Below are 25,243 nucleotides of genomic sequence, written 5' to 3'. Positions count from 1 at the left end.
AGCTGTCCGGTTGGCACGGGCAGCGCCTTGACGGAGCTGGGATCCATCGCGCAGGCGGTTTGACTGCCGAGCCCTGAAACTCAACCGTCAGTTTGCCGTCACGCGCCAGTATTTTGGCACCGCCGAATACCAGCAAATCTTCCCGAAGACCGCGCGAAGGCGCAAATTAGGTATGAAATTCCGCAAGGGCGGTAAAATAGATTGTTGTGATGGGACGCATCCATGGGATGGATAAATGAAGCGATAGGATCGTGGTTCGCGTCGAGCGCAAGTGACTGGGAATATGTCACCTAATCGGTATGGCCGGCATGCGGTCGTCCGCCGGATTCGAGCTTGTCGCCGCTGTATGCGATCGCCTCCGCCGGGGCAAACCGGCATTCGTAGGCGCTGGAAACTTTGGAAGCTCGCAAGGTTATCGCGAGCTCCCAAAGCGCGTTCATCTTATTCACAGATAGGTTGGCGACACGCTCCGTACGATCATGCCTCGGCCCGCAACTCGCGTGCGGCGGCCACCATATTGACGAGCGCGGGACGCACCTCCTCCCATCTTCGAGTTTTCAGTCCGCAGTCGGGATTGATCCAGAGCTGCCGATCGGAAACCCGCTGCCGCGCCAACACAATCAGCTGCTTGATCTCGGCTGCTGCGGGAATGCGCGGTGAATGAATGTCATAGACGCCCGGCCCGATTTCATTAGGATATTTGTAGCTCTTGAAAGCGTCGAGCAATTCCATTTTGGAGCGCGACGCCTCGATTGAAATGACGTCGGCATCCATTGCTGCGATCGCATCGATGATTTCGTTGAACTCGGAATAGCACATGTGCGTATGGATCTGAGTTCCGTCAGCGACAGCGGAGGAGCAAACACGGAAACTGTCCACTGCCCAATCTAGATAGTCCTTCCACTGCGATTTGCGCAGTGGCAATCCCTCCCGCAACGCAGCCTCGTCGATCTGGATCATGGTCGCTCCAGCCGCCTCAAGGTCGATGACCTCGTCTCGGATCGCGAGAGCGATCTGTCGGCATGTCTCGCTCCGCGGGATGTCGTCACGGACAAACGACCAGTTCAGGATCGTCACCGGTCCGGTCAGCATAGCCTTGACGGGTTTTTTGGTCAGAGACTGCGCATGTCGCCACCATTTAACGGTCATGGGCTTCGGGCGGGAGACATCTCCAAACAGGATAGGAGGACGAACGCACCGCGAGCCATAAGACTGAACCCAGCCGTGCTTGGTGAATGCGAAACCCAACAGCTGCTCGCCAAAGTATTGAACCATGTCATTGCGCTCGAACTCACCGTGTACGAGCACGTCCAGGCCGATATCTTCCTGCCAATGCACGGTATGGGCTGTCTCCGCTTTCAGAAGCTGCTCGTACTGCGTGTCATTCAGCGCTCCCCGCGCATGAGCTGCACGCGCATTGCGGACGTCCGCCGTTTGCGGAAAGGATCCGATGGTTGTGGTTGGAAACATCGGCAATGCGAAGGCGACGCGCTGGACGTCGGCGCGCTGGGTGAACGCACTGCGACGGCGACGCATGCTATCGTCGATCGCGGCCATTCGTCCGGCGACGTTCGCACTGTGGATCTTCGGCGATGTTTCGCGGGTGACGGATGCATCCTCTGAGAGCGTGAGTTCATCGGTCACGTCGGCAGCATGGCCAGCCAGCGCTTTGCCCAATATCGAAAGTTCCTTGATCTTCTGCACTGAGAACGCCAACCACGTCTTCAGATTGGGATCGAGATCGATCTCTAGTTCAATGTCGGTCGGAACATGAAGCAGCGAGCAGGAGGGGGCAATCTGAACACGGTCCCTGCCCAGTTTTTTGACCATAGGAGCAAGTTGGTCGAGTAGCGCCGGCAGATTAGAGCGCCACACGTTGCGACCATCAACGACACCGAGCGAGACCACGAGATCTCTACCTGCTCTGGCGACAATCGCGTCCAACTGGTCAGGTGCACGAACCAGGTCGACATGAACCCCGGCAACGGGCAAGGCCAAGACTGTTTCAAGATTGTCGCCGACACCCCCGAAGTATGTGGCCACCATGATTTTAAGGGCCGGCACGGCCTTAGCGAAATGAGCATAGGCCCGGCGGACAGCGGCCCGAGATGCTTCGTCGACGTCCATCACTAGGCATGGCTCGTCGAGCTGAACCCATTCAGCGCCGCGCGAGGCTAGTTCGCGGAGAACATCGACATAGACGGGGAGGAGTCGATCAAGCAGCGACAGCGGATTGAATGCGGGATTTACGCTTTTGCCGAGCTTCAGGAAAGTGACTGGGCCCACTAGGACGGGCCGCGTCTGATAACCGAGGCTTCTTGCCTCCTCATATTCCTCGATCGGCTTCCGAGAGGCATACTTAAAGATCTGATCCTGGTGAAATTCCGGCACCATGTAGTGGTAGTTCGTATCGAACCACTTCGTCATCTCCTGTGCGGCTACGCCGGGCCCATGCTGAGCGTGACCACCGTCTTGAGCGCCACGCGCCATGGTGAAGTAGGTTTTAAGCGACACAGGACCTTCGTTCCAGCCGTAAACGTCGGGAATGGCGCCAACCATTAGGCTGGTATCGAGCACATGGTCGTAGAGCGAGAAGTCATTCGAAGGAATGACGGTCGCACCGCGGGATTTCTGCCGTGCCCAATTAGCGGCACGAAGTCCACTCCCCGCCTCGAGGAGCTCGGCTTCGCTGGATTTTCCCGCCCAGTAGCTCTCGAGTGCGAATTTGAGTTCGCGTCGTGGGCCGATGCGTGACGTCCCCAGTGTGGCAACGGGAAGCGAAAGGATTGACATAGCTTAGACCCCATGTTGGGGCAAAGGCCATGGCGGACGCAGACAGCGAACATCGCGTGAGCGACAACTGCTTGGCGCACACCGGGACGCCCCGCCCGTGGACGATATCTTGTCGAGGCAGGTCTCCTGGCTCACGGGTCGTCGCTGCTGTCCGGCCTTCCCGAAGCCGCATGGCTTCAGTGACTTCGTTGGACAGCGGCTCGCCGCTTACAGTTGCGGGGGCAGCGCCGGCATTGCACCGGCTTCCCTCTTAGCTCCGGATCAAACGAAATCCGGAGACCGCGACGGCTTGAAATTATGCGCACGAGGATCGATGCGTCAACCTACCGATTCTCGCTGCGACATTGCCCAAGCGATTACGAGCGCACTAGGCGGGTACGACGGTCTTGCTCGCGGCCTGGTGAACACGCCCTGATCCGTGGAGGCTCCGCTTGTGAAATGCATTCGCTCCCTGCTCGCGTAACGGTTGAGCTCCACCACCGGAACGAACCCGGGCCGCTTTCGGTATCTGTGTGATCGCGAGGAGGCGACCTTCCGTCAGCAGCTTTTCGAACCTGCGCGTCAGGAAGGTGCGATCATCCTCGGCCGGCATCCGTTTGGTCACAGCCCACGAGGCTCCCTAAAAATTTCGAAAGCCGGATTGCTCCAGGACCGCACGGATGATCAGGTCGGCTCCTTGGTGTTCGGCGGGCCCGCGACCAGGCACGAGGTCGACCGCTCCGTGAGGTTGGCCAAGATGATCTTCTCGGTGCACTAGGTGTTCACGTGCTGAGCGACTTTTGCGTCGGCTTCGATGCGTCGGTGGCCGCTCGACGCCGGTCTGCCTCGCCTCGACTCGCGGCGAGCGACGATAGGCCTTAACGCGGCCACTGAGCATCGAGGGCCTTGTCCTTGTTCGTGACAAATTCGACGGTGTCCTCCGACAGAGCCCTTTGAGGGGTTCCTCGGAGTCGCTCAGCGCCTTAAGCTCATAACGATGTTAATCGACCTCGATGCGCCCCATGCGGTCGTGGTCTCCTCAAGGTCCCACATCTACAACTTCGTTCGCGAAATCGAGCGATGAGGCCTTTTGGTCGCGGGCTGCCTATCCTGTCTTGGACGGGACACAGGTGTCAGGGACCGGACAGACCACCGCGCATTGCGGCGTGTCGCAATGGCCCTCGCACTCCGTACATTTTTTGGCATCGATAACGTAAATGTCGCGCTTCAGACTGATCGCCGCGTTGGGACACTCGAACTCACATGCGCCACAAACGGTGCATTGCGAAGCGACGATCTTGTAAGCCATGCCTTCCGACTCCTTAGGCGAGCGATGCCATGGGCGATCCCTTTCAAATGCCGTGCCAAACGCAGACGCGCTCAATGTTGGGCAATTTGCCCAATTCGGCTGTCCCGGGTCTGAGACCGTGTTGCATCTGCGACAGCAACAGGTCGCTTCAATTTCAGGCTACGAGCCCTCGGGCCCTCTTGCGAGAGTCAGTCGCGACTTGACGCTGGAAGCGTCCGTCGGTTTGTTTGGCACGTCAGCGCGGGGGCAAGCGAGGCTGACGCTTCCTCAACCGGCGACGGCAAAAACCGCCAACGGACGCAGGTCTACGTTGGATCTCGGCAAACCTCCGGTCACACACCCCGACTGGAGGTTTGTGCAAGCCTCGCTCATGGCTGCAACGCTAGCTGCGCGGAGGACTCGCTGGAGGCTTGCCAAAACGGGCTTGTGGTATAACAAGCTTCGGAGGGAAATGAAGTGGCGGCGGGACGAGCGACACTGGCCTTGCAGACCGAATTGCACTCAGCCTCATGCCTGGTGCCGAGTAGGCATGGCGGTGCTCGTGAGCGTCGCTTGGCCGCACTCAGCCACTCGCAACTATTTTAGACCAGCTGGAGCAGGGTTGAAAGATGACTGTGCAAATTGCTTCAGTGGCATGGCTTTTCCGAACAGATGGCCCTGCGCAAGGTCGAAGCCGAGTTCGGCCACGGCAATTAGGTCAGCCTGGCTCTCCACACCTTCGGCGACGGTGCGCACATTGTACTCTTTGGCTAGATCGACGATATGGCGGCACACCGTTCGCTTGAGGGGCCCATTCGCGCAGCCGCCGACGAACTGACGATCCACTTTCAATTTCATGAACGGGAATTTTGTCCTCCCCATCAGCTGCGGCCAATTGGCACCGACATTGTCGATTGCAAGGCCAATGTTGTGAAAGCGAACCTCACGCGCAACCTCGACCAGGAGATCTAGGTTCTGGATCGCTTCCACGCTCTCGATTTCAATCGTCAAACCGCCGAAAGCGGCGTGCGACGGCATGCGCCGACAGAGATCGCGTACTGCCTGCGGGTCAATCAGGAATGCTGCCGGGAGATTGATGGAGAGATCGATCGAAGTTTGCTGCTCCAGAAGATACTGCCAATCCTTGATCGCGCGGTCGATCACGAACTGCGACAAGTTCCTAAAATGCGGATCGTGAGGTTCCGGGATGAAATAGGCCGGTGGAACAACGCCCCAGGTCGGGTGCCGCATTCGCACATGCGCCTCGGCGCCGCGGCGGCTAAGGGTACACGCGTCAAACTTCGGCTCATACCAGAGCTCAAGCCAGCCAGCGTGTAAGGCTTCTCCGACATGGACCGCGGGACGGGGCGCCGGCTCTCTTGGCAAGAGCATGCCGATCCGATCGCGCAACGTCTCGGCTGCAAACGGCGCCCTGAGCGGCGGCAGCATAGCAAGTCCATATTCACTGCCGACCTGCTGCACTGCCGCCATGATGATCGACTCGCGCGCTCCGAACGCCAGCACTCGGCCTGCAAATTCTTCGCGCACCAGTATCTCGAGCAATCGTCCAGGCTCGATGCGGTCCGAGCCAATGCCGAGCAGGATCAGATCAGGGAACTCCGTGCGGAGTACATGCGGCAACTCATCAGCAGTCCTGCATTCGCTGATAACAAATCCCATATCCTCCAGCACATCCCGTAGAAAGGCGCGCAGATGCCGCTTGCCGACGGCCAGGCATGCCCGCGGCCGCACCTTACGTTGCCCGAAGATTACAGGTTTCCGTCTGACCAGTTCGGCCTGCCCATGTTCCATCGCAACCACTCCCGTTCCGTGACGGTGCCTTAAACGAGGAGCGAAGGTCCAAACAAGCTGTGCTTCCCGATATCTTTCGATTGTTCGAGATAAGCTTAAGATAGTGCATTAGTGTGCAAAATCTTTCGCGATCTTGCTCAGACGATTTTATCGGGCGCACGCGTATGATACCTGTCGCGCTTCGCGCAACTTTGTACGATGTCGTACGCGAGGTGGGAATCTCTCCTTCGGACGGACCGAGCTGACGCTCTATGGCGCTGCGATCATCGTGGCGCACGATTTATTGAATAGAGTAGTTCGTGAGCGACGATCGGCAATCACTCTTACGAACGTTTGATCGACATGACCGGCGTGTGCCGTTTGGTGATTGTTTTCCAATCGAAGGCAGCCCATCATGAGTTCGCAGCTGCTCAAGCCGCAGTCGATTCTGAGAACGGCAATGGCTTGCAATTACCTCAGCTCTGTTGCCTATAGCGAGTGTGGACGTGCTGCTTCCTACCGAGCCAGATAGTTGCTCTCAATTGCGTTTTCTGTATCCTCCTGAGCATGAATTTCCTCTAGAGGGCTCGGTCAGGTGTTCGTGTTGGCGCTGAAGGGCGAGGCACGTCCAGCGCGGGCACGGCTTTGCGCAAGAGCGTGCCAGGAGATGAGAACGCGGTCGCAAAAGCGGTCGAAGAGCTACTTTCCGAATTAGGTGGCCTCGGACCGGAGTTCAGCCTTCGAGGCGCGAAGCAGGCGCCGTTGCGCCTGATTCAGGATCCCGGGCAGGGCTTCATTTTTGTCGTCGAGGAACAAGGCACCGGGCAGATTGTAGGGGTAGCTAGCATCTCGGCCGTACAGGCCGTGAGAGCAGCCGGAGCGTACGGCGTGCTTCAGGAGCTATGGATTTCTCGTGACTTCCGCAGCTCTGACTGCGGTCGGCATCTGCTCGAGGCGGTAGATTCGGAGGCGAAGCGACGCGGCTGGCAGATGATTGAGGTTGCGTTGCCTCCGGATGGCTATCCGGCCCTAGAACGGGTACGCCACTTCTACGAGGAGAGGGGATATCGGGTTGGAGGATTGCGCGCGCGCAAGAGGCTCTGACAGTGGTACGACCTCTGCGCCACACACTTAAAGCGCTCCTGGGCTAGCGTGCTATCGGTAAAGTCCTTCACGCAGTCAATCCTGGGCTTGTTGCTTCTCAAAACGAACGCTTCACGCGTGCGTCGCGGCCCAGCATGATCGAGAACCTTTGACGCTGATGCGGTGCTGACTCCCACCGCGAGCGGTTACCTCTTCGGCCTTCTTGGCGAGAACGTTCAAAAATATCAGCGATCAATCATTCTGCATTGTGGGAAGCGATACCGCGACCCGCCCGACCAAAAGGCGACAGGTCGGCTGCGGCCCGTCGCGGGCGAAGCCCGACCCAGCCTTACGAATCGTTCGTTTGCGCTTCCCATGCAGTGCGATTTACTGGCTCTGGCTTGAGATCACCCACACAAACGCCATCCATTCGTCACCAATTACATTCTCTCGGCAACTGGCCAGCCAGTCGTCTACCAGTCTCATTTCCTGCATCTTGGTGCGGCGGACCGGCGCGTGAAAGGATTCCGCACCACCTTGCCACTCCTGCTGGCGAATTTCGAGGAAGGTGCGCGAGATCAGCCATCACACTGATCCGGTAGAGGATTCCGTAATGAGCAATGTGCCGAGTGCCGCGTCCAATACGACATTCGTGCAGCTCCCCCATGCGCAGGACTGGATGCAAGCGGACCGCTTCGCCGTTTGGCGCCAATACGAAAACGTGGGCCGAGGGAATCATGCGCGACAAAGAGCCGCCCTTTTTTGATCGACCGTCAGTCCGTCAGGACCGCTCGTCGCGAAGAACCAGCTGAATCGTCCGACTTTCCCCACGCCATCACGCATCAGCGGTACATGCCAGATGCTATTGTCGCGCGTCATTGCAACGAACAATACGGTCTCGTCCGAACTGAGCAGGCCATTCGGGCCCGGGCCATTAGAAATCAAGCAATGATCCGGCCGTCAGGGCAAAGTCGAAATACCCGGCCGGTCCGATCGTGCAATCCAGTCTGGCCCTGATCGGTGAAATAGATGTCGCCTTTGGTCGCGATATGCAGGTCGTTGCAGCCTCTGAAGGACTCGGAATTGCGGTGGCCCAGCAACGGTCGGATGGTCCCTCTCTGTGGATCGAGCTCCAGGAGACCGTTGATATAGTCGGACACGAGCACCCGGCCGTCCGGAGCAACCTTCAGACGTTCGGCCAGCCGTCGTATTCGATGATCAAAGACCAGACGCCCTCCGGTGAAATCCGGAAATGCAGCCGAAGGGGATGTCGACGACATAGAGATTCCCGGACTGGTCGAACGACGGTCCCTCGATGAAACAATCTACTGGATATGCCCCGCGGTTCGCGTCTGCCCATTCCGAAGAAACAGCCGGGCGACGAAACTCCGCCGGCATCGACGAGAACACGCTAACCTCCATCAGCTTGGGCGGGTTTTCGAGATGCTCATGATGCGCCTTCGAGCCTGCGACGCGGCTGGCCCTCGTATTTGTAGCCGAACTGCTTGGGCATCGGGCCCTTGTTGCGATCGTTGCGCCCAGTTTGCTCCCAGGCGTGAGCCAGGATTCCGACCGCGCGCGACAAGCAGAAGACCCCCCGCGCGAGCGGAGAGGCGAAGCCCAGTTCGCCGTAAATGACCGCGGTCGCGCCATCGATGTTCATCGGAATGAGCTTGCTCTTGCGCTGTTGCATCACCCGCTCGATCGCGCGAGCGGCCTTGGCATAATCGCCGCCGACACTGCCCTCGTCAGCTGCGGCATCCACCAGCGCCAATAGCGGGGCCGCGCGCGGGTCGACTGGATGAAACCGATGGCCAAAGCCCGGCAGATATTTGCTGCGGGTTGCGGTGAAATGGTCGATTGCAGCGCCAGCGGCCTGCTCGATCTCTCGCCCTTGGCGCCGTCGCAGCACATCCTCGTAGAGTTCGATAGCCTGCTCCCCTGCTCCGCCATGCACGTCATCGAGCGTGTTGATTGCCGAGGCCATTGCGCCATTCAGGGGCAGGCCGCAGCTCACCGCCATTTGGGCAATTGCAATGGAGGGCGCGTGCGGACCGTGGTCAACGGATCCAACCAGCGCAGCTTGCAGCAGCTGCTCCTGTGCTGGCGTCGGCAGATTGCCACGTAACATCAGCCAAATCATGGCGGGAAAAGAAACGCGGCCTATCAAATCTTCAATTGGATAACCCCGATAGGCGATGCGACCTGGCGCGATATCGCAAATGGAGGTTCGCCACCAACTGGCCGCTTGCTGTCTCAGTTCTTCTTCGCTCATTTCCGCTTCCGTCCTTTCAACCTGCCGATTGCCAACCGACGCAAGCCGTCGGATGTCATGATATCGGTCCGTCCGTGGCTGCGCGGACGGGCAGGAAATCAGCCTCTCCTTGCTTTGGCCTCCCGACGGCTCGGCTTGAGACTAGTTGCTCAACCTCCGCATACGAATAGCCGAGCCGCTGCAGCCATCGCTCAGTGTCTGCTCCGAGCGTCGCAGGTGGTGAAGGCACCGAAAACTCCTCATCCAGCCGGAACCCCGGCCGCGTGATTCGTAACGGCTGCGCATCGTCTTGTTCTGGCGCCAAAGTCTCGATGAATCCGCGCTCAACGACCTGTGGCTGCTGCAACACTTGCGAGACCGTCAGCACACGGCCGGCAGGGACACCAGCCAAGTTCATTTGGGCCTCCCATTCCTCAGCGGGCTTGCAACTCAATGCCTTGTTCAACTCCGCGCTCAGCGTAGCGCGGTTCACCTTGCGCATCTCGCGTCCAGCAAAGCGTGGATCCGTCTTCAGGTCCGGTCGGTCGATCAGGTCGCATAGGGCTTGATACTGCTTCTGCTCGTTGGCGGAAATGTTCAGCGGGCCCGTTGCGGTGCGGAACGTGCCGGAGGGAGCCGCGGTAAAGTTCTCGTTGCCGATGGGCTGCGGCTCGATCCCGGCGTTCAGGTGGTTGGAGACGACCCATCCCATCGCCGCAATGGTGGCCTCGAGCAGGGACACGTCGATGAACCGACCCCGTTGCCTATGCCGCTGGTCGACCAGAGCCGCGGCGATAGCAAACGCAGCAGTCAGTCCCGCAATCGTGTCCGAGATCGGAAAGCCCGTGCGCAGGGGAGCCGAGGCTATATCGCCGGTGACGCTCATGGCTCCGGAGAGACCCTGGACGATCTGGTCATAGGCCGGACGGGCGGACCACGGTCCGCTCTGCCCAAAGCCGGAGATCGCGCAGTAGACCAGACGCGGGTTCAGCCTGACAAGCACATCAAAGCCGAGGCCAAGGCGTTCCATCACCTTCGGCCGGAAGTTTTCGAGCACCACGTCGGCTTCCTTGACCAGTCGCAAGAACACCTCGCGGCCCGCTTCCGATTTCAGGTCCAGTGCAATCGATTGCTTGCCGGCGTTCACAGCGACAAACGAGAGTCCCTGCAGGCGCTCCGCTCTTTGCGGATCCGCGCCGAGGCGCCGCGCCAGGTCGCCGCCGTTCGGATTTTCCACCTTAATGACCTCCGCGCCAAGGCGCGCAAGATGGTAACCGCAGAACGGACCCGCCAACACGTTTGACAGGTCGAGAACGCGGATACCGGTTAGCGGCAGAGACATCTGAAGAGCCTTCTTGTAGGTGATCCGATAGCGAGCGCTTAGTACGCAACTTATTTCAGTTGCTGCGCAGCACGTTCCGCGAATCGATTCGTGAAGGTCTTGATCAGGTCGATCTTTGCGGCTGCGATCTTCGGATCAAAGTCGCCTAGGACAGCCAGCGGGATCTTGGCCGCCTCGATGTCCATCTGACCTGTTGGCGAGAACAGCGCTTTCGACGCGTTCATGATCTCGATGTTCACCTCGCGATTGTCGGTCTTGTATGCAGGAGGCATCGCGTCGACGAGTTGTTCCGTCGACGCCGTGTTGATCCAGCGGTGGGTTTTGAGCAAGGCGTTGACGAGGCGCTGGACCGTTTCTGGATTTTTGTCGATGAAAGTCTGCTGCAGGTAGAGACAGGCGGTCGGATAGATTCCGCCAAAGGCCTGTTTTGAGCCTTCGAGTGTGCGCGCGTCGAACAGCGGCGTCGCACTCTTTTTGCGCGCGAGAAGGGTCGCAATCGGGTCGAAATAGACGAGCGCGTCGATATTCCTGGCCTCGAGTGCCACCATACCGGGTGCCCCGCTGCCGACCGCGATAATGTTCACGTCGCGCGGACCCAACCCAGATTTCTTGATGTAGTAGCGCGCCATGGTGTCGGTCGATGACCCCGGCGCCGTGATCCCGAGCTTGAGGCCCTTCAGGTCGGCACCGGACTTGACCTTGTCAGCGAGGCCGCTGCGGATACCGAGCAACACGCCGGGAATGTCATTGAGCAGGAACACGCAGGAAATCTGTTTGCCCTGCGCCTGCATCTGAATGGTGTGATCGTAAAAGCCGACTGTCCCGTCCACCGAACCGCCGACCAGCGCCTGCAAAGCCTTCGAACCACCGGCCTGGAAGTTTTCGACGGTCACCTCAAGGCCCTGGTCCTTAAACGAACCGAGCTTCACACCAAGCTCGAGAGGCATATAGTTGAGGATCTGTGATCCCACTGCGATCTTCAATTTTGTCTTCTCGGGCTCGGCGGCATGCGCTGAAATGAGCGGCAATACAGCTGCCGCGATAACCACCATCAGTCTCGGAAAAGCGTGCATGGGAACCTCCGTGAGAATGGGAGCGCTACGATCAAACTTCGTGGGCAGGTGCCGGCCGCCAGACCAGCAGCCGCTTTTCCACCCGGTCGACGATGGCATCGAGCGCGATGACGAAGGCGGAGAGGACGATGATCCCTGCGAAGACACCGGTGGCATCAAGGACGCCCTCGGCCTGCGCAATCAGGTGCCCCAATCCTGCGGACGAACCGAGATATTCGGCGACCACCGCTCCCATCACGGCCATGCCGACAGATACCCGCAGACTCGACAGGATCCACGTGGTGGCGGACGGCAGGTAGACGTGGCGCAGCAGCGAGGACTTCGATGCACGCAGCAAGCGGGCATTCGCGAGCACGACCGGATTGACCTCGCGGACCCCCTGAAACGTGTTGAAGAATGCGACAAAGAGGACCAGCGTTACCCCGAGCGCGACCTTGGAGGTGAGCCCCAATCCGAACCAGATGACGAAGATGGGTCCTAGCAAGATGCGGGGGATCGCGTTGAACATCTTGATAAAGGGCTGGACCACCTCGGCCGCAAACGGGCTTAAGCCGAGCCAGATACCAAGCGCGGTGCCGATCCCGATCCCAACCAGGAAAGACAGCACCGTCTCCAGCAGTGTTGTCCCAACATCGGTCCAGAAGTCCGATGTTGACATCCACTCGCCTATTCTTGCGACAAGCGTCGATGGTGCCGGAAAGAAGAAAGGATCGATCAGCCCGACCCTCACACCCAGTTCCCAGATCAGGATCACACCGAGGACGATGGCGAACTGCGTGAGAGCAACCTTACCCCTGCGCATAGCTTTTCTCCACTTCGGCGCCGAGCAGCGACCAGATTTCACGATAGAGCGCGACGAATTCATCCGTGGTCTGGAGTGCCAAGACGTCGCGTGGACGGGACAGCGTGATCCTGACATCGCCAACCATGCAGCTGGCAGGACCGGCAGACATCACAACGACGCGGTCCGCCAGCGTGATCGCCTCATCGAGATCATGGGTGATAAAGACGAGGGAGCGCCGGTCCGCCTGCCATAGCTCGAGCAGGATGCGATGCATGAGGCGGCGCGTGTGAACGTCCAGCGCGGAGAAAGGCTCATCCATCAGGACGATCTTCGGCTCCATGATCAGGGTCTGGGCCATGGCAACGCGCTTGCGCTGGCCTCCGGATAATTGATGCGGATAGCGCTCCTCGAACCCCTTCAAGCCGACCTTGGCGAGCCAGGGCCGCGCCTGCTCGCGCGCCTTTGCGATCGAGCTTCCCTGAAACACCAGCCCGAGGCCGACATTGTCCTGGGCTGTTTTCCAGGGCAGCAGCCCTTCCTGTTGCAGCATGTAGCCGGACTGACCGTTCAGGCCCCTAAGCGATTTGCCGAAAATGCGAACCTCGCCGGCGGCCGGCTTCAGCAGTCCGGTGACAGTATTGAGAATGGTCGATTTTCCGCAGCCGGTCGGCCCGACCACTGCAACGAATTCGGTTTCGCCGACCTGGAGGTTCATGCTTTTCACGGCGGTGAAGTCGCCGAAGCGAATCATCACGTCGCGCAGGTCGACGGCAAGTGCCGGCTGCCCTTCCATTGTTTCGCTCCGCAGAACCTGTTCTAAGCCTCAAAACAGGTAAATGGCGCTACATCCGGAGTCAATTGCATTCTGCAACATAGAACCCAGATGAGCATTGAATACTGGACTTTCTATCCATTCTGGATATCTGTTCTGCACGACAGAACACGAGGACTGTATCAATGGCAAAGACTGGGGTTGATGCGGTCGGGCGCGCCCTGGCGATCCTCAAGGCCTTCGGCGCTGAGCGAGCAGCCATGACGCTGACCGAGATTGCCGAGGCGACCGACTTCTACAAGAGCACGGTCCTTCGCCTTGCCGCATCCCTGGAAGCGGACGGATTCCTGGTGCGGGGGACCGACCGGCTATTTCGACCCGGACCGGAGCTATGGCGCCTTGGGGCGCTCTATCAGCGTGGGCTGGACCTCGGTGACCTGATCAGACCCTCGCTCCATCGTCTGGTCGAAGCAACCGGAGAGACCGCATCCTTCTACATCGCGGAGGGCGACGAGCGCATTTGCCTTTATCGCGTTAATTCTCCGCGTTCCGTCCGGCATCACCTCGAAGAAGGACAACGATTGCCGATTGATCGCGGCGCTGCGGGCCGCGTTCTTACCGCTTACCGCGATTTTGCATTCGCTGATGGAAAGAAGATCAGAGATCGTGGCTTCTACGTCTCGATCGGCGAGCGTGATCCTGAGGTTGCGGCCGCAGCGGTGCCCGTAATCGATGTCTATGGCAAATTGCGGGGCGCGCTCTCAGTCTCCGCCATTCGCACTCGCTTTGATGCAGATGCTCGGAAATCTGCCGTTGAAGTGCTGAAGTCCGAGGCTAAAGCGCTGATTGGTTTGCTGCCTGCAACTGAGCGCTGAGCTACATGGCAGCGTTCTGTTTATAACGCACAGCTCGGCGGGTGCCGCAATGGCCTCTCCTGAGCGTAGCGCGCATTTCTCGCATTGTTGAGGCCTGCAGATCATCCTCGATCTCGACGCCACCCATCCCTACAGAAGCCGCTGTCGCGGCGTGCGTGGCGAGGTGGCGTAGATCGCCTCCTGCTGAGAGGATGTGGGTGTTGGAGCCCCCCTCAGACAGGGTATTGAGATGGCCGATTTGAGCCTCTTCGCCGCCGCATGATCGAGGACATGACAGTCCGCAATCTGTCGCCGGCGACGCAGCGATCCTACATCAGCGCGGTTTCGAAGTTCAGCCGCTATTTCGGCCGATCGCCGGAGCGGTTGGAGCTGGAAGACGTCCGGGCCTTCCAGGTGCATCTGGTCTCGACCGACATCTCATGGCCGGCGCTGAGCCAGATCATCGTCTGTGCGCTACGGTTTTTCTACGGCGTCACGCTCGGCGAGGCGCTCATCCCGGAGCGCATTCCCTATGCGCGAGAGCCCCGCAAGCTGCCGGTCGTTCTCAGCGCCGACGAAGTGGTGCAGTTCCTCGAGGCGGTGTGAAGCCTGAAGAGCCGCGCCGCGCTCACCACCGCCTATGCGGCCGGCCCCAGGGCCTCCGAGGTCGCGGGACAGCGGATCGAAGACATCGACAGCACCCGCGGTGTCATCCAGGTGCGCCACGGCAAAGGCGCGAAGGATCGCAACGTGATGCTGTCGTCCCAACTGCTCGGCATCCTGCGCACCTACTGGCGGCTCGCCCGGCCGCGGCTTTATCTGTTCCCTGGGCGTGACGAAGGTCACCCGATTGATCCGACCGAGTTGCATGCCGCCTGCCGCTCGGCGGTCAAGGCTGCGGGCCTGACCAAGCGCGTCACGCTGCACACGCTGTGCCACAGCTTCGCGACGCATCTTCTGGAGAACGGAATCGACATCCGGATCGGCCAGGTTCTGCTCGGGCACAATAATCCGTCGTCGACCGCGCGCTACACGCAGGTCGCCACCCATACGATCCGGGCGACCCAGAGCCCGCTCGACCGCCTGTCGCTGGAGGTGACGCCACCGGCATGACAACGGCTCCGGGATCCGGCTTATGACCCCCCGACGTCCGCCCGCACCGACCGCCATTGACATTGCCGATATCTTGCGCCGGCATGGCGACGCCTATCGTCGTGACCATGCCGGTCATCACGGTCGCGTCGAGCGGCGGGCGATGAGCGCCATTGTTGGGTGCCGAACCGAGGCGCTCGGCGGCCACGTCGAGGCCCGCAATGACTGCGGCATGACGCGGATCGCCTATAATTCCTGCCGGAGCCGGCATTGTCCGAAGTGTCAGGGGCCAGCCCGAGCCGCGTGCCTTGCCGCGCGAGAAGCCGACCTGCTGCCGGTTCCCTACTTCCACGTCGTCTTTACGCTTCCTGCACCGATCGCCGCGATTGCTTTCCAAAACAAGGCGGTCGTCTAGGCCATCCTGTTTAGGGCCGCCGCCGAGGCGATGACCGCCGCTTGCTGCCAATCCGCGCCGGCTCGGCGCGGAGATCGGCGGCGTCGCGGTCCTGCACACCTGGGGACAATCGCTAACGCATCATCCCCACATTCACTGTGTCGTGCCGGGCGGCGGCCCGTCACCTGATGGAACACGCTGGATCGCCAGCCGACCGAACTTCTTCCTGGCCGTCAAACCGCTGTCCCGGCTCTTTCGCTGTCTTTTTCTCAAACGCCTGATCGGGGCCTTCCACGCCGGCGCCTTGCGCTTCTTCGGCGATCTTGCTTCTCTTGCCGAACTCGACTCTTTCGCTGGTCGCATCAAAGCCATGCAGCGCGTCAACTGGGTTGCTTACGCCAAGCGGCCCTTCGGCGGACCCGCACAGGTGCTGGCCTATCTCGGCCGCTACACCCATCGCGTCGCGATCGCCAACAGCCGGCTCGTCGCACCCGACAACGATCATGTTGCCTTCACATGGAAGGATTACCGCCAGGACGGCGCGACAAAGATCATGAAGCTCAAGCCCGACGAGTTCATTCGCCGCTTCCTGCTTCATACGCTGCCCGATGGTTTCCATCGCATCCGCCACTTCGGCTTCATGGCCAACCGCCATCGCGCTGCCAAGCTCGCCCTTTGCCGCGAACTTCTCGATCATGAGACAGCCCAAACGACAGCCAGCCGCCGCCTGTGGATTCGGAAGCTCAAACCTGGGCCGAAGTTCCTGCCTGTCCGGATTGTGGTGGCGTCATGCGCATCATTGAGCGCTTTCGACACAGCTTCAGACGCTCCATCCCTCGAACATCACCGTTCCGATGCGACACATCGTGAGCCAAGTCATGCCGTGCACGACGATCATCATTCGTCATTTCGCTCCCAGCGTCTCGATCATCGCGGACGATGTCGACTCCGTGCTTTCACACTGCGCGACAACAACCGTCCGATGCAGCAAAATGCCTATCGCGATCTCCAGTGAAGCGCGTCTGATCTCAACTCTTCCCCGATGCGCACATCTCGTGTCTCTGCCTCACGCGCCGAGCCAGCAGATCGGGCCTTCCGATCTCGAATGTGCTGCATGCTCTGGTCCTCGTCTTCGGCCAGAACGAACTTCAAACTGGATTAAGCCCGAGGGGCAGGGTCAACACCCACGCCTTCCTCGGCGGTGCAAAATCCATGCACCAGATTCGTGTGGGCGTCGGCGGCGCCACTACAACGATCGCGTGGTTGCCCCCCAGCGCATCCAGTACGAGGGCAACCTATGGCGTGAGGACACCACGCGGCAATCCTCAGCGCGCGGCAATCCTCAGATGGGCTGTGACGGGCGTCTCTTGGAGACTCGTACGACTCTCACGGCTACTCGCCGTTCCCAGCCGGTGGTCGGCCACAGTCGTCTCTTCTGGCGCGATTTGGCGGATTGTTAGCAAAGTTGCGCGACTCTCCGACCGCCTACATCTGTTCGTCGGAGCCGTGGCCTCTCGCGAGATCCCGTGTCCGTTGCATCGTGTGGGAAAAATATTCGTCGCGCTCGCGGCGCACGCGCTCTTGATGCGCTCTGAAATTCGCAACTCGTTTGCTGATGTGCTCTCGCTCGGAGGTGTCCCAGCTCAACCGCGGGGGAGAATCGGGTGGGGAAGCTTTTGCGATTGGCGCGATGGGTGCTATCAGCTTTGGAATAGGCGCTACGCTCCGTGCGCGTTCTACGAGTGCCGCGGATTGTTGAACCAGCGCCTCCAGTTCCTTCTTCCAGTTCATCTTCCATGTTCTCCGACCAGTCATGGGAGCATGCTAATTTGGTGCGGTACGCTCGTCCAGCTACCCCTTTTGGTAGTTGCGAGGCCGCTGCTTGTCCGCAAAATAGTGGCCGATGAGCCATTTGGGCCGATGAAATTCGCGGCTTCCCTGCTAGGAGAACCCACCAACGTAACCTTCGTCACCCAAGTGACGCAACAGGATGGAAGATCAGAACGATGCGACCTGGGTCAAACCCGTCGGCTGTGCCTGGTCTCTGGCATGAAAGCATGATCGCCCAGGCTCGCCATGCTCGAACTCCTCAAGCGACTACGCTGACGCCGAAGCAGCGGAGATTGTGCGTCAATGGGCGAATCGGCGCCGCCCGAATGGTCCGACCAGAACTACTCTACAGTATTGCTCAAATGGGAGATGGGAGTGGCGAGGGGTGTTGTGAAATGGTTTAACGCGACGAAGGGTTTCGGCTTCATTCAGCCGGATGGGGGCGGCCAAGATGTTTTTGTACACATAAGCGCCCTGGAGCGCGCTGGCCTCTCTGACCTGCGGGAAGGGCAGGCAGTCTCTTACGAGCTTAAAGTCGACCCGAGGCGCGGTAAAAGCAGTGCGGAAAATCTGCGTGTCTGATTTCATGTCGTAGGCGTCTGGCCTCAGCCCCCCGCCCAAGTCTGGCGCTTACCTCGGAACGACCCCAGCCTCTTTAAGCACTGGGGTCGTTTCATTTCTCGCCAATTTTCGACGTTTCGCGGGTCCGAATACAAAAGAACGTAGCTAGCGATGCTCGCTAGCGCATCGCCTCTTTGTCCCGTTTGGTAGACGGGTAACAGTCAGTCCGCCCGCTCGTCATAGCGCGATTTGAAGGCGCTCGCGAGCGGCTTATTGGTCGGAAGGTCATCCTCCCCGATCATCCTGGACCGGAGGTGGTGGCGCCGGCGCTGATCAAACCCGATACCGTGCTGCGGCGCGAGTTCAACAGTGTGGACCAACGAAGGGATGGGAAACCTAAGCAAGGACTCTCGCGCGTTCGAGAGGGCTACGATATCAGGCTATTGATGCGCGAGCTCCCTTCGCCGGACGTTGGATCCGGTCAAGGTCGCCAGCCTCGAGGGCTCACAAGCAGGCAATTCGTAGATTGTGGGCAGGCTCCTCAACGCCCTCCATCAGGAGCCTTCGGGGATCTCGGGGAGCACGACGCCGCACCTGCGGCCGCGGTTGTGCATGCGGTCGCCGCGTTCTTTGCTCAGCCACACGCCTGGCTCGTACGCTGAAGCTGCAACCGCGTAGTCGCCCTTCAAGTGCTGGATGATCTCGCCGAGAAATGATACGCAGCGGCGATGATCGTTTACCTTCACATCAATAAGTGTCGGGGCAGGGCTGGATTGAATTTACCTTAATTGGGCGGGGCCATCTTTGGTTGAGTGCTCGTCCGGTCGCCACGCCATTATGGGATCGCTCTCCGCCCTAGAGCCTCTCGTCGTGGAGGTTGGCAATCCTCCTGGCGCAGCGAACCGGCTAGAACTGAAAATCGAATTTTGAGATGCACGAAGGCAATGCCGAACTCACCTATCGGAATTCCAAGGGGATTTTGCTGAGCCGGGACATTTCGGGCGTCCACCACCGATCCGCGCCCCTCGTAGTCTAATTTATGTAACCGCGGAACGCTTCCGTCCATCATTAGGGCTTCGCACGGACCAACATACGGCCCGTTGGCATCGCGCGTTGAAGCCCACTTGAGGATTCAAAGCCGGAGCGGCTGCTAGCATCAATGCTAAAGCTCGATCCGTCCTCCTAATGAACCAGCGCATGCGACGGCACCTTGAAACATCGCGCTTCCGATCGGCATCAAGCGTCGGCGCCTATCTGGGTCTTACGCCTCGACGCAACCACTCTGGCGAAACTGGGCAAGATATCACGATGGGGCGACCGTCTTCTCCCAACCTACCTGTACGAGGCGGCGATCGTCCTGCTTCATCGAACGAAGAAATGGTCCTCTCTTAGGGCTTGGGGCATGAAGCTCGCTAAGCGGATTGGCATGCGAAAGGCAAAGGTCGCCATCGCGCGCAAACTCGCCATCCTTCTTCACTGTATCTGGGTCTACGGCACATCGTTCGACTGGGGCCAGAGGAAGGAAGCCTGATCCGATCTTGTAGAGTTCCTGGTCCGGTCTGCCGGACTGGCGATGTCTCGCTGGGACGGTGTTGTGGCGGCCTCGGTCAATCAGGCGGTGGCGGCTCGTCCGCACTCCGCTGCAAACGTTGAGGCGCCCGACCCCGACATCATCATGAGGCGCTGCGCGACTTGGAAAGGACCATGATCCCAGCGAAGACCTCAACCAGCCCCGGCGATCTAATGCACGTATCAGCCGGCCCGCGCCGTCTCCGCAATCCGGACCAGCTCCGACGGCGCGAGCACTACCACCGTGCCGTGGGCGAGTTCAGAAATGTAAGTTTTGACAACAAACCGCAATTAAAGGGCCGATTGACACCCAGCGCGCGCGTACGCAGGCGAGGCAATCGCGGCTCCCCGGAGATCATGATCCGCGAGCGCCCTGCTAAAGCTGCCGAAGCAGTGCCGGGACATCGTGAGTGAGACCTCCTCCTCGGTGTTGGCAGCTCGGCAATCTGCAGGCCGTCCGAACGCACGAAAGGCATCACGATGCTATTGCACCGTTCGTTTGGCGGGGTTGGCGAAGCGCAGCGCCTGGTGGCGAGCGACGCAGCTCTTCGAGTAAGGTCAGGCCCTCTTTCACGACGCCGGCCGGAACGACAGTCCCACTCAGGACGCCAGTCGAGGACACCGAGTGCCGTTTGTCGTGTGTCAACTATCAACTCTCGCAGTTGATGGAGAGAACGACCCATGCAACCGTAACGATCGGATACCACCGATGCAGGTCGATTAACATCCGGAGAGACGCCCGTGCCATGCGGCGCCACGTCCATGGATGAAAAATGCGTACAAGCAGCGGCTGATCATCGACAAATCAAACGGGCGGATCCTTCGTACAGTGATGTTTAATAATGACGAGTGACGGCACAGAATCTTCGCTCCGCATCTGGCTCGCCGTCATCGTGCTAGGCATCGCCTCGTTTCACATCGTCTTGGCAGAGATAGCACCTATCGGGCTGTTGTCTCAGATTGCTCGCGACCTCGGACGAGATCAGGCAGCGGTCGGGCTCACGGTGGCCCTCTATGCCTGGATCGGTGCTGCCAGCGGTCTGTTGTCACCCGTTCTGCTTCAGAAGTTTCCTCGCAAGCCGCTACTCATCGCCTTGACTCTTATCCTTTCCGCAACAACGTTTGCGGCGACGATGTCTCACACTTTCGAAGGGTTGTTGCTGGCACGCACGGTGGGCGCTGTCGTTCACGGTTTCTATTGGGCCATGGCGGCTGCGGTTGCGTCTAAGATTGCGCCGTCCCGCAGTATGGGTGTTGCGATGGCAATCGTATTCGGCGGGATCTCGATGGCGACCGTTGTTGGCGTGCCGCTCGCGAACTTCGTCGGTCAGGTGAGCGGATGGCGTGCAGCGTTCAGATTAATTGGCGCCATCGGACTGATCACCTCAGCCCTGATGGTGGCAGTTCTTCCGAAAATGCAGGCCGGGACGCCAGCGGGATGGAGAGAGCTTGGATCGGTCTGCCGCAGGCATGACCTGTTGGGGATCTATGCCGTAACGACATTCATGGCGGCGGCGCATTTCGGGGCGTACACATTTATAGAACCATTCCTCAGCGAGATTCCAAACGTTGCCCAAGTCATGATCGGCGCGCTGTTGTTCGGCTTTGGCGGAGCAGGATTCCTGGGGAACATCCTGGCGGGCGTCCTCATCGACCGCTTCATGAAGCCCATCATCACTGCGGGGCTGCTTGCTCTGTGTCTGGCGCTCGTTGGCCTTGGATGGTTTGGTCCCCACTTGGGGACAGGCCGGGTCCTTGTCTTGCTGGTCATCTGGGGCGCTGCCGTCGCGGCGCTGTTCGCGGGACTCCAGACCTGGATCCTGCGCGCCGCCGGTTCGACAGTGATGACTGCTGCCGCGATGCACTCGGCGGTCATCAATTCGGCCATCGGCTTCGGAGCCGTCCTTGGCGCCCAGATGTTGACTGTAGCCGGCCCATCAGGAGTGATGCTGGCAGCTGGTATGGTCGTCATCATCCCTCTGCTGATAGTTCTCCCGCAAGCAGCCCCAGAGGGTGATCTAAAAAAGGGGGCGTTGCTTGATGGATAACGCCGCAGCCGTGCGCAACGCGCGGATCGCCGCGTGCCCTACCACGAATGTCGCACGAAACCTTCCGCTGGTACGCGAGCGTTGGACCAAAATGTTCGTGCAGCCAAGCGGACCGGTCGAAGGGGGTGAAACACCACGCCAGGCCTTGCCCGAGAACTCGTTGAGGAACTCGGCATCGAGGTTTCTGGCGATGTACGCGAACATTTCGGGGCGATTGCGCCGTTGCGGCATTGCGAGGAGCATTCGGTCGAGCGGTCTACCGCACTGCGGAACACTTTTGCATTCTTTCCACACAACAATGTCTCTGTCCTGAGATTACCCGGCATTCTAGCATCATAATTGGCGCTACCCGACAGACGGGCAAGCTCGCCTTCTTCATCCCGTGAGCGTCCTCACGCTGGCGTGTGACGCGCTTCTCGATGATCGGTCCTATCGCGCTCAACCGAAGGCGCTCTTTGCTGGCTCTTCTGAGGCGCTGCCGAGCAGCTGAGCCATCATCGCCTTCCTGCGCGAAATGAGCAAGCTGATGACCTATTTGCGTGCCTTCCTGATTGAGCGCTCACCAGCATCACAATGGCATTCCAAGCAGCGACTTTGATCAATTGCGTCCTTAGACCCACTGGGATCTCAAAGCCATGGTCTAGAACTGGGCTTACTGTCAATGAACGCGCATGATGGTGCCTTAAGACGAGACGCAAGATCGGCGCGGCCTCTAGATCAAGTTTACGCGCTAGACACGTCCGACCAACGGCCGATGATCCAATGCGACGGCCATCCCGAAACGAGTGAAGCGACCTGCCACAATGCGCTCGGAAATGTTGTCATCTGGCGCGGACTCTCCAGACACACCGGATCGAACTCTGCGCCGAAATTGGAGCGGTTGGAAATGTGGGTAAATGAAGTCTCATCGAACAGTTCCACCGCTGCGGCTTTGGAGCGGCTGTTTCCGCGGTCAGCGTGAGTTTCCGGTGCGCCAACCTGTCGAGCAGATTGACTCGCCGCAACTGCAAAATCGGACTAGTGGCACACCCGATAAAAATCCATTAGCGTAAGCTTCCTATGTTTAGCTTGCCTGATTTGCGTGTACTGGAAGTCGCGGCTGTCGTCATCGAAGAGGGCAGCATGAGCGCGGCCGGCCTCAGACTTGGCATCACTCAATCGGCCGTTTCACAAGCGATGAAGCGCGCGGAGGCGCATATTGGCGCGTCCCTCGTCCGTCGCGATCGTCGTCCTCTTGGGCCCACGGAGGCGGGGCAAGCTCTGCTCACCCACATGCGCGAGATAACCCTGCGCGTCGGACGAGCTGTCGAGGAAATGCGGGCCGCCGCAGCGCGTCCCGAACGCGAGGACCTTCGGCTCGGGATGATCGACACGTTCGCGTCCACAGTTGGACCACTGTTGGTCCGCAGCCTCATGGCGGGTTCAATCGCGCTTCGCGTGAGCGCGTATTCGGGGCTGGTACCCGCGCACGCCGAGGCATTGATGCGCAACGAGATCGATGCAGCTGTCACATCGGATCCAATGGAGGGCGTTGACGAAGTTACCCCATTACCCCTATTGCGCGAGCCATTCCTCCTGGTAGCACCGATTGCCTGGGCGGATACTCTTCGCGATCGTCCACTGGACGACCTACTCCTCGAGCACCGACTTATCCGCTACACTGCGCGTTCGCACATGGGAACGCAAATTGAACGTCATCTCCGGCGTCTAAGGATAGAGCATCCGCAGACGATGTCGTTCGACACGTCGGACTCGCTGCTCTCGATGGTCGCCAATGGCATGGGCGTGGCGATTACAACACCCCTGTGCATATTGCAGGCTGCCGTCCATCGACCGGCGCTCGAAGTCATGCCATTGCCGGCGACCGGCCTCTCGCGCACGATCGCGTTGGTGACTAAGCAAGGCGGATTAGACACGTTGGCTGCGCGAATAGCGGATGATATTCGTGTGCTCCTGCGGAACTGGACCTTGCCCCAGATCGCTGCTCAAATTCCCTGGATGGCTCGTTCCGTCGGCAGCATCGTGTTGGATCCGCTCGCTCACGAGGACGCCGCCTGCCGGTGCGTTGCGGGCGGCTCCACCCGGACGCTCGACGAACAGTATATCCCTAATTAATCATACTTATTAGCCTCCATAACATCTCCGATCTCAGCTTTAACTCTCGCCCGTCTTCGGAGAGAGTTGTTTGCGTAGCGTCCGAACCCGGGATCAGAGATGTCAGCGACTCGCACCGAAATAGACAGTCTAGGAACGCGCGAGCTGCCGCTGCGCGCCCTGTACGGCTTGGCCTCCCTGCGTGGGAGCGAGAATTTCGACATCTCACTCCAGAAGCTCGGTGATCAGCCGGCACTTCTTCGGGCACTAGCGCGCATCAAGCGCGCTGCCGCGGCGGCGAACCGTGAGCTCGGAGCCCTCGACGCCAAAGTAGCAGGAGCACTAATCGCGGCTGCGGACGAGGTCATTGCTGGTAAACACGATCGGCAGTTTATCATCGATTTGCTCGAAGGCTCCGGCGGCACATCGATCAACATGAACATGAATGAGGTTCTGGCGAACCGGGCCCTGCAAATTGTCGGTGAAAAGCCCGGCCGGTACGACGTGATCCACCCAAATGATCACGTGAACCTTTGCCAGTCGACGAACGATGTGCTGCCCTCGGCGCTCAAGTTGGCGGCGCACGAAAAGTCCGGCGATCTGGTGGGTGCGCTGGAACAGGTGGCGGCCGCTCTTTCGGAGCGGGCCATTGTATTCGCTGACGTATTGCGCGTCGGCCGCACATGCATGCAGGCCGCCCAGCCGATGACGCTCGGTCAGGCGTTCGGCGGTTACGCATCAGCGATCAAGCGGCTCTCCTTGAAGCTGTCCGTGGCGCGCCAGGAATTGATGGTGCTTCCCCTCGGAGGCACTGCGATTGGCACCGGGCTCGGAGCAGTGCCGGGCTATCGCCGTGCCGTCTATGGACATCTTGCGGCGATCTTGGGCGCCGCGGTACGCCCAGGCGACGACATGTTCGATGCCATGCAGAACGCCGACGCCTTCGCACGCGTGTCGTCGGAAATCCGCATCGCAGCAGAGGTATTGGCGAAAATTGCCTCTGACCTGATCATCCTTTCCTCTGGGCCAAATACGGGGCTTGGCGAGTTGCGGTTGCCCGCTCTCCAGCCCGGTTCTTCGATCATGCCAGGTAAACTCAATCCAGTTCTGCCGATGATGATCCAGCAAGTTGCGTTCGCTATCGTCGGCAACGACGCCGCAGTATCTCTCTCTGCGTTGAGCGGCCAACTCGAAATCAATCACTTCGAGCCAGTCATCGCCTCGCGCCTGTTCGATTCGATCGAGCTTTTGACGCGATCGGCCAGAATATTTGCCGACCACTGCATCTCGGGGATCCGGGCAAATCGGGAACGGTCGCTCAGCAACTTGATGCAATCTTCGGCTCTTGCGACCGTGTTCGTACCGCGCCTGGGTTATGAACAGGTATCGACACTTGTCCTTGCAGCCGCTGAGCAAATGCGGCCCTTCGTCGAAATCGCGATCGACCGCGGACTTCTGAACCGTAGCGCGGTTTTGCAGATGCTGCACGAGAGCACCCGTTATCGCGAGAATGGCGCATGAGCGCGATTCTGCACCTGCCCTTGTACGGGAAGGGCTCACGAGCATGCCGCGAGTCGATGCACAACACCGGAGGATCAACCTACGAAGGTCATACCACAGCCAACTCGCCATCGCCCTGTCT

The 25,243-nt window shown here is 59.7% G+C and carries 16 protein-coding genes, 3 pseudogenes and 1 riboswitch; of the genes and pseudogenes, 9 read left to right on the top strand and 10 right to left on the bottom strand.

Features of this window, described 5'->3' with window-relative positions; translation table 11 throughout:
* Positions 1-477: 477 nt before the first annotated feature.
* From metE to AC0L23_RS04155, 3 genes are all read right to left on the bottom strand, one after another.
* Positions 478-2,793, bottom strand: coding sequence for a 5-methyltetrahydropteroyltriglutamate--homocysteine S-methyltransferase (metE, locus tag AC0L23_RS04165; protein ID WP_259217598.1), 2,316 nt, complete (start codon positions 2,791-2,793; stop codon positions 478-480).
* A 99-nt stretch (positions 2,794-2,892) separates the two neighbouring features.
* Positions 2,893-3,092, bottom strand: a riboswitch (cobalamin riboswitch).
* Between the two features lie 785 nt (positions 3,093-3,877).
* On the bottom strand, positions 3,878-4,081 hold the full coding sequence (locus AC0L23_RS04160; protein WP_007600001.1) for a 4Fe-4S binding protein: 204 nt from the start codon (positions 4,079-4,081) through the stop codon (positions 3,878-3,880).
* 576 nt (positions 4,082-4,657) lie between these two features.
* The gene (locus AC0L23_RS04155) at positions 4,658-5,872 is read right to left on the bottom strand and encodes an EAL domain-containing response regulator (RefSeq protein ID WP_259217602.1); all 1,215 of its coding nucleotides are present in this window, start codon (positions 5,870-5,872) and stop codon (positions 4,658-4,660) included.
* Positions 5,873-6,496: 624 nt separating this feature from the next.
* Between AC0L23_RS04155 and AC0L23_RS04150 the strand changes: the two genes are divergently transcribed.
* Complete coding sequence (locus AC0L23_RS04150; RefSeq protein WP_473356767.1) at positions 6,497-6,955, top strand: GNAT family N-acetyltransferase; 459 nt, start codon at positions 6,497-6,499, stop codon at positions 6,953-6,955.
* A gap of 920 nt (positions 6,956-7,875) precedes the next feature.
* Here AC0L23_RS04150 and AC0L23_RS04145 read toward each other — a convergent pair.
* The 6 genes from AC0L23_RS04145 to AC0L23_RS04120 form a co-directional block, all read right to left on the bottom strand.
* Positions 7,876-8,214: an SMP-30/gluconolactonase/LRE family protein gene (locus tag AC0L23_RS04145; RefSeq protein ID WP_310473285.1), complete on the bottom strand. Its 339-nt coding sequence runs from the start codon at positions 8,212-8,214 to the stop codon at positions 7,876-7,878.
* Between the two features lie 167 nt (positions 8,215-8,381).
* Complete coding sequence (locus tag AC0L23_RS04140) at positions 8,382-9,209, bottom strand: citryl-CoA lyase (RefSeq protein WP_259217604.1); 828 nt, start codon at positions 9,207-9,209, stop codon at positions 8,382-8,384.
* Between the two features lie 55 nt (positions 9,210-9,264).
* Entirely contained in the window at positions 9,265-10,530 is a 1,266-nt protein-coding gene (locus AC0L23_RS04135) for a CaiB/BaiF CoA transferase family protein (protein WP_259217605.1), read from the bottom strand.
* 50 nt (positions 10,531-10,580) lie between these two features.
* Entirely contained in the window at positions 10,581-11,582 is a 1,002-nt protein-coding gene (locus tag AC0L23_RS04130; protein WP_473356768.1) for an ABC transporter substrate-binding protein, read from the bottom strand.
* A gap of 52 nt (positions 11,583-11,634) precedes the next feature.
* Positions 11,635-12,405 carry an ABC transporter permease gene (locus tag AC0L23_RS04125; protein ID WP_259217608.1) on the bottom strand — a complete coding sequence of 257 codons (771 nt, stop codon included), beginning with the start codon at positions 12,403-12,405 and terminating at the stop codon, positions 11,635-11,637.
* The gene (locus AC0L23_RS04120) at positions 12,392-13,180 is read right to left on the bottom strand and encodes an ABC transporter ATP-binding protein (RefSeq protein WP_259217610.1); all 789 of its coding nucleotides are present in this window, start codon (positions 13,178-13,180) and stop codon (positions 12,392-12,394) included. Before AC0L23_RS04120 ends, AC0L23_RS04125 begins: the two co-directional genes overlap by 14 nt.
* A gap of 164 nt (positions 13,181-13,344) precedes the next feature.
* On the opposite strand from AC0L23_RS04120, the gene AC0L23_RS04115 reads away from it, so the two are divergent.
* The 3 genes and pseudogenes from AC0L23_RS04115 (at position 13,345) to AC0L23_RS04105 (ending at position 16,369) form a co-directional block, all read left to right on the top strand.
* Positions 13,345-14,034, top strand: a complete 690-nt coding sequence (locus tag AC0L23_RS04115) for an IclR family transcriptional regulator (protein ID WP_259217612.1) — start codon at positions 13,345-13,347, stop codon at positions 14,032-14,034.
* Positions 14,035-14,292: 258 nt separating this feature from the next.
* Positions 14,293-15,126: pseudogene (locus tag AC0L23_RS04110) on the top strand (tyrosine-type recombinase/integrase).
* 22 nt (positions 15,127-15,148) lie between these two features.
* A pseudogene (locus tag AC0L23_RS04105) lies at positions 15,149-16,369 on the top strand (IS91 family transposase).
* A 615-nt stretch (positions 16,370-16,984) separates the two neighbouring features.
* Here the strand turns inward: AC0L23_RS04105 and AC0L23_RS04100 are convergent.
* Positions 16,985-17,290, bottom strand: coding sequence for a hypothetical protein (locus AC0L23_RS04100; RefSeq protein ID WP_259217614.1), 306 nt, complete (start codon positions 17,288-17,290; stop codon positions 16,985-16,987).
* Between the two features lie 414 nt (positions 17,291-17,704).
* Between AC0L23_RS04100 and AC0L23_RS04095 the strand changes: the two genes are divergently transcribed.
* The 5 genes and pseudogenes from AC0L23_RS04095 (at position 17,705) to AC0L23_RS04075 (ending at position 25,122) form a co-directional block, all read left to right on the top strand.
* A complete protein-coding gene (locus AC0L23_RS04095; protein ID WP_219682983.1) occupies positions 17,705-17,911 on the top strand; it encodes a cold-shock protein in 207 nt (68 codons plus the stop codon).
* Between the two features lie 1,200 nt (positions 17,912-19,111).
* A pseudogene (locus AC0L23_RS04090) lies at positions 19,112-19,421 on the top strand (transposase); the annotation flags it as partial.
* An 880-nt stretch (positions 19,422-20,301) separates the two neighbouring features.
* Entirely contained in the window at positions 20,302-21,507 is a 1,206-nt protein-coding gene (locus AC0L23_RS04085; RefSeq protein ID WP_259217615.1) for an MFS transporter, read from the top strand.
* 1,059 nt (positions 21,508-22,566) lie between these two features.
* Positions 22,567-23,622 (top strand): LysR family transcriptional regulator, encoded by a 1,056-nt coding sequence (locus tag AC0L23_RS04080; RefSeq protein WP_259217616.1) that lies wholly within the window; start codon positions 22,567-22,569, stop codon positions 23,620-23,622.
* A gap of 99 nt (positions 23,623-23,721) precedes the next feature.
* Positions 23,722-25,122, top strand: coding sequence for an aspartate ammonia-lyase (locus AC0L23_RS04075; RefSeq protein WP_473347443.1), 1,401 nt, complete (start codon positions 23,722-23,724; stop codon positions 25,120-25,122).
* Positions 25,123-25,243 lie beyond the last annotated feature (121 nt).

It is taken from the genome of Bradyrhizobium sp. MI1.4, assembly GCF_055811315.1.
This window is presented reverse-complemented; position numbering and strand designations above follow the sequence as displayed.

What these genes read in the sequence shown, in the direction of transcription:
- AC0L23_RS04100 (WP_259217614.1), bottom strand. Translation starts at nt 17,290, where the DNA reads ATGAACTGGAAGAAGGAACTGGAGGCGCTGGTTCAACAATCCGCGGCA.
- AC0L23_RS04085 (WP_259217615.1), top strand. Translation starts at nt 20,302, where the DNA reads ATGACGAGTGACGGCACAGAATCTTCGCTCCGCATCTGGCTCGCCGTC.
- AC0L23_RS04135 (WP_259217605.1), bottom strand. Translation starts at nt 10,530, where the DNA reads ATGTCTCTGCCGCTAACCGGTATCCGCGTTCTCGACCTGTCAAACGTG.
- AC0L23_RS04120 (WP_259217610.1), bottom strand. Translation starts at nt 13,180, where the DNA reads ATGGAAGGGCAGCCGGCACTTGCCGTCGACCTGCGCGACGTGATGATT.
- AC0L23_RS04160 (WP_007600001.1), bottom strand. Translation starts at nt 4,081, where the DNA reads ATGGCTTACAAGATCGTCGCTTCGCAATGCACCGTTTGTGGCGCATGT.
- AC0L23_RS04140 (WP_259217604.1), bottom strand. Translation starts at nt 9,209, where the DNA reads ATGAGCGAAGAAGAACTGAGACAGCAAGCGGCCAGTTGGTGGCGAACC.
- AC0L23_RS04075 (WP_473347443.1), top strand. Translation starts at nt 23,722, where the DNA reads ATGTCAGCGACTCGCACCGAAATAGACAGTCTAGGAACGCGCGAGCTG.
- AC0L23_RS04130 (WP_473356768.1), bottom strand. Translation starts at nt 11,582, where the DNA reads ATGGTGGTTATCGCGGCAGCTGTATTGCCGCTCATTTCAGCGCATGCC.
- AC0L23_RS04115 (WP_259217612.1), top strand. Translation starts at nt 13,345, where the DNA reads ATGGCAAAGACTGGGGTTGATGCGGTCGGGCGCGCCCTGGCGATCCTC.
- AC0L23_RS04145 (WP_310473285.1), bottom strand. Translation starts at nt 8,214, where the DNA reads ATGTCGTCGACATCCCCTTCGGCTGCATTTCCGGATTTCACCGGAGGG.
- AC0L23_RS04155 (WP_259217602.1), bottom strand. Translation starts at nt 5,872, where the DNA reads ATGGAACATGGGCAGGCCGAACTGGTCAGACGGAAACCTGTAATCTTC.
- AC0L23_RS04125 (WP_259217608.1), bottom strand. Translation starts at nt 12,405, where the DNA reads ATGCGCAGGGGTAAGGTTGCTCTCACGCAGTTCGCCATCGTCCTCGGT.
- metE (WP_259217598.1), bottom strand. Translation starts at nt 2,793, where the DNA reads ATGTCAATCCTTTCGCTTCCCGTTGCCACACTGGGGACGTCACGCATC.
- AC0L23_RS04080 (WP_259217616.1), top strand. Translation starts at nt 22,567, where the DNA reads ATGTTTAGCTTGCCTGATTTGCGTGTACTGGAAGTCGCGGCTGTCGTC.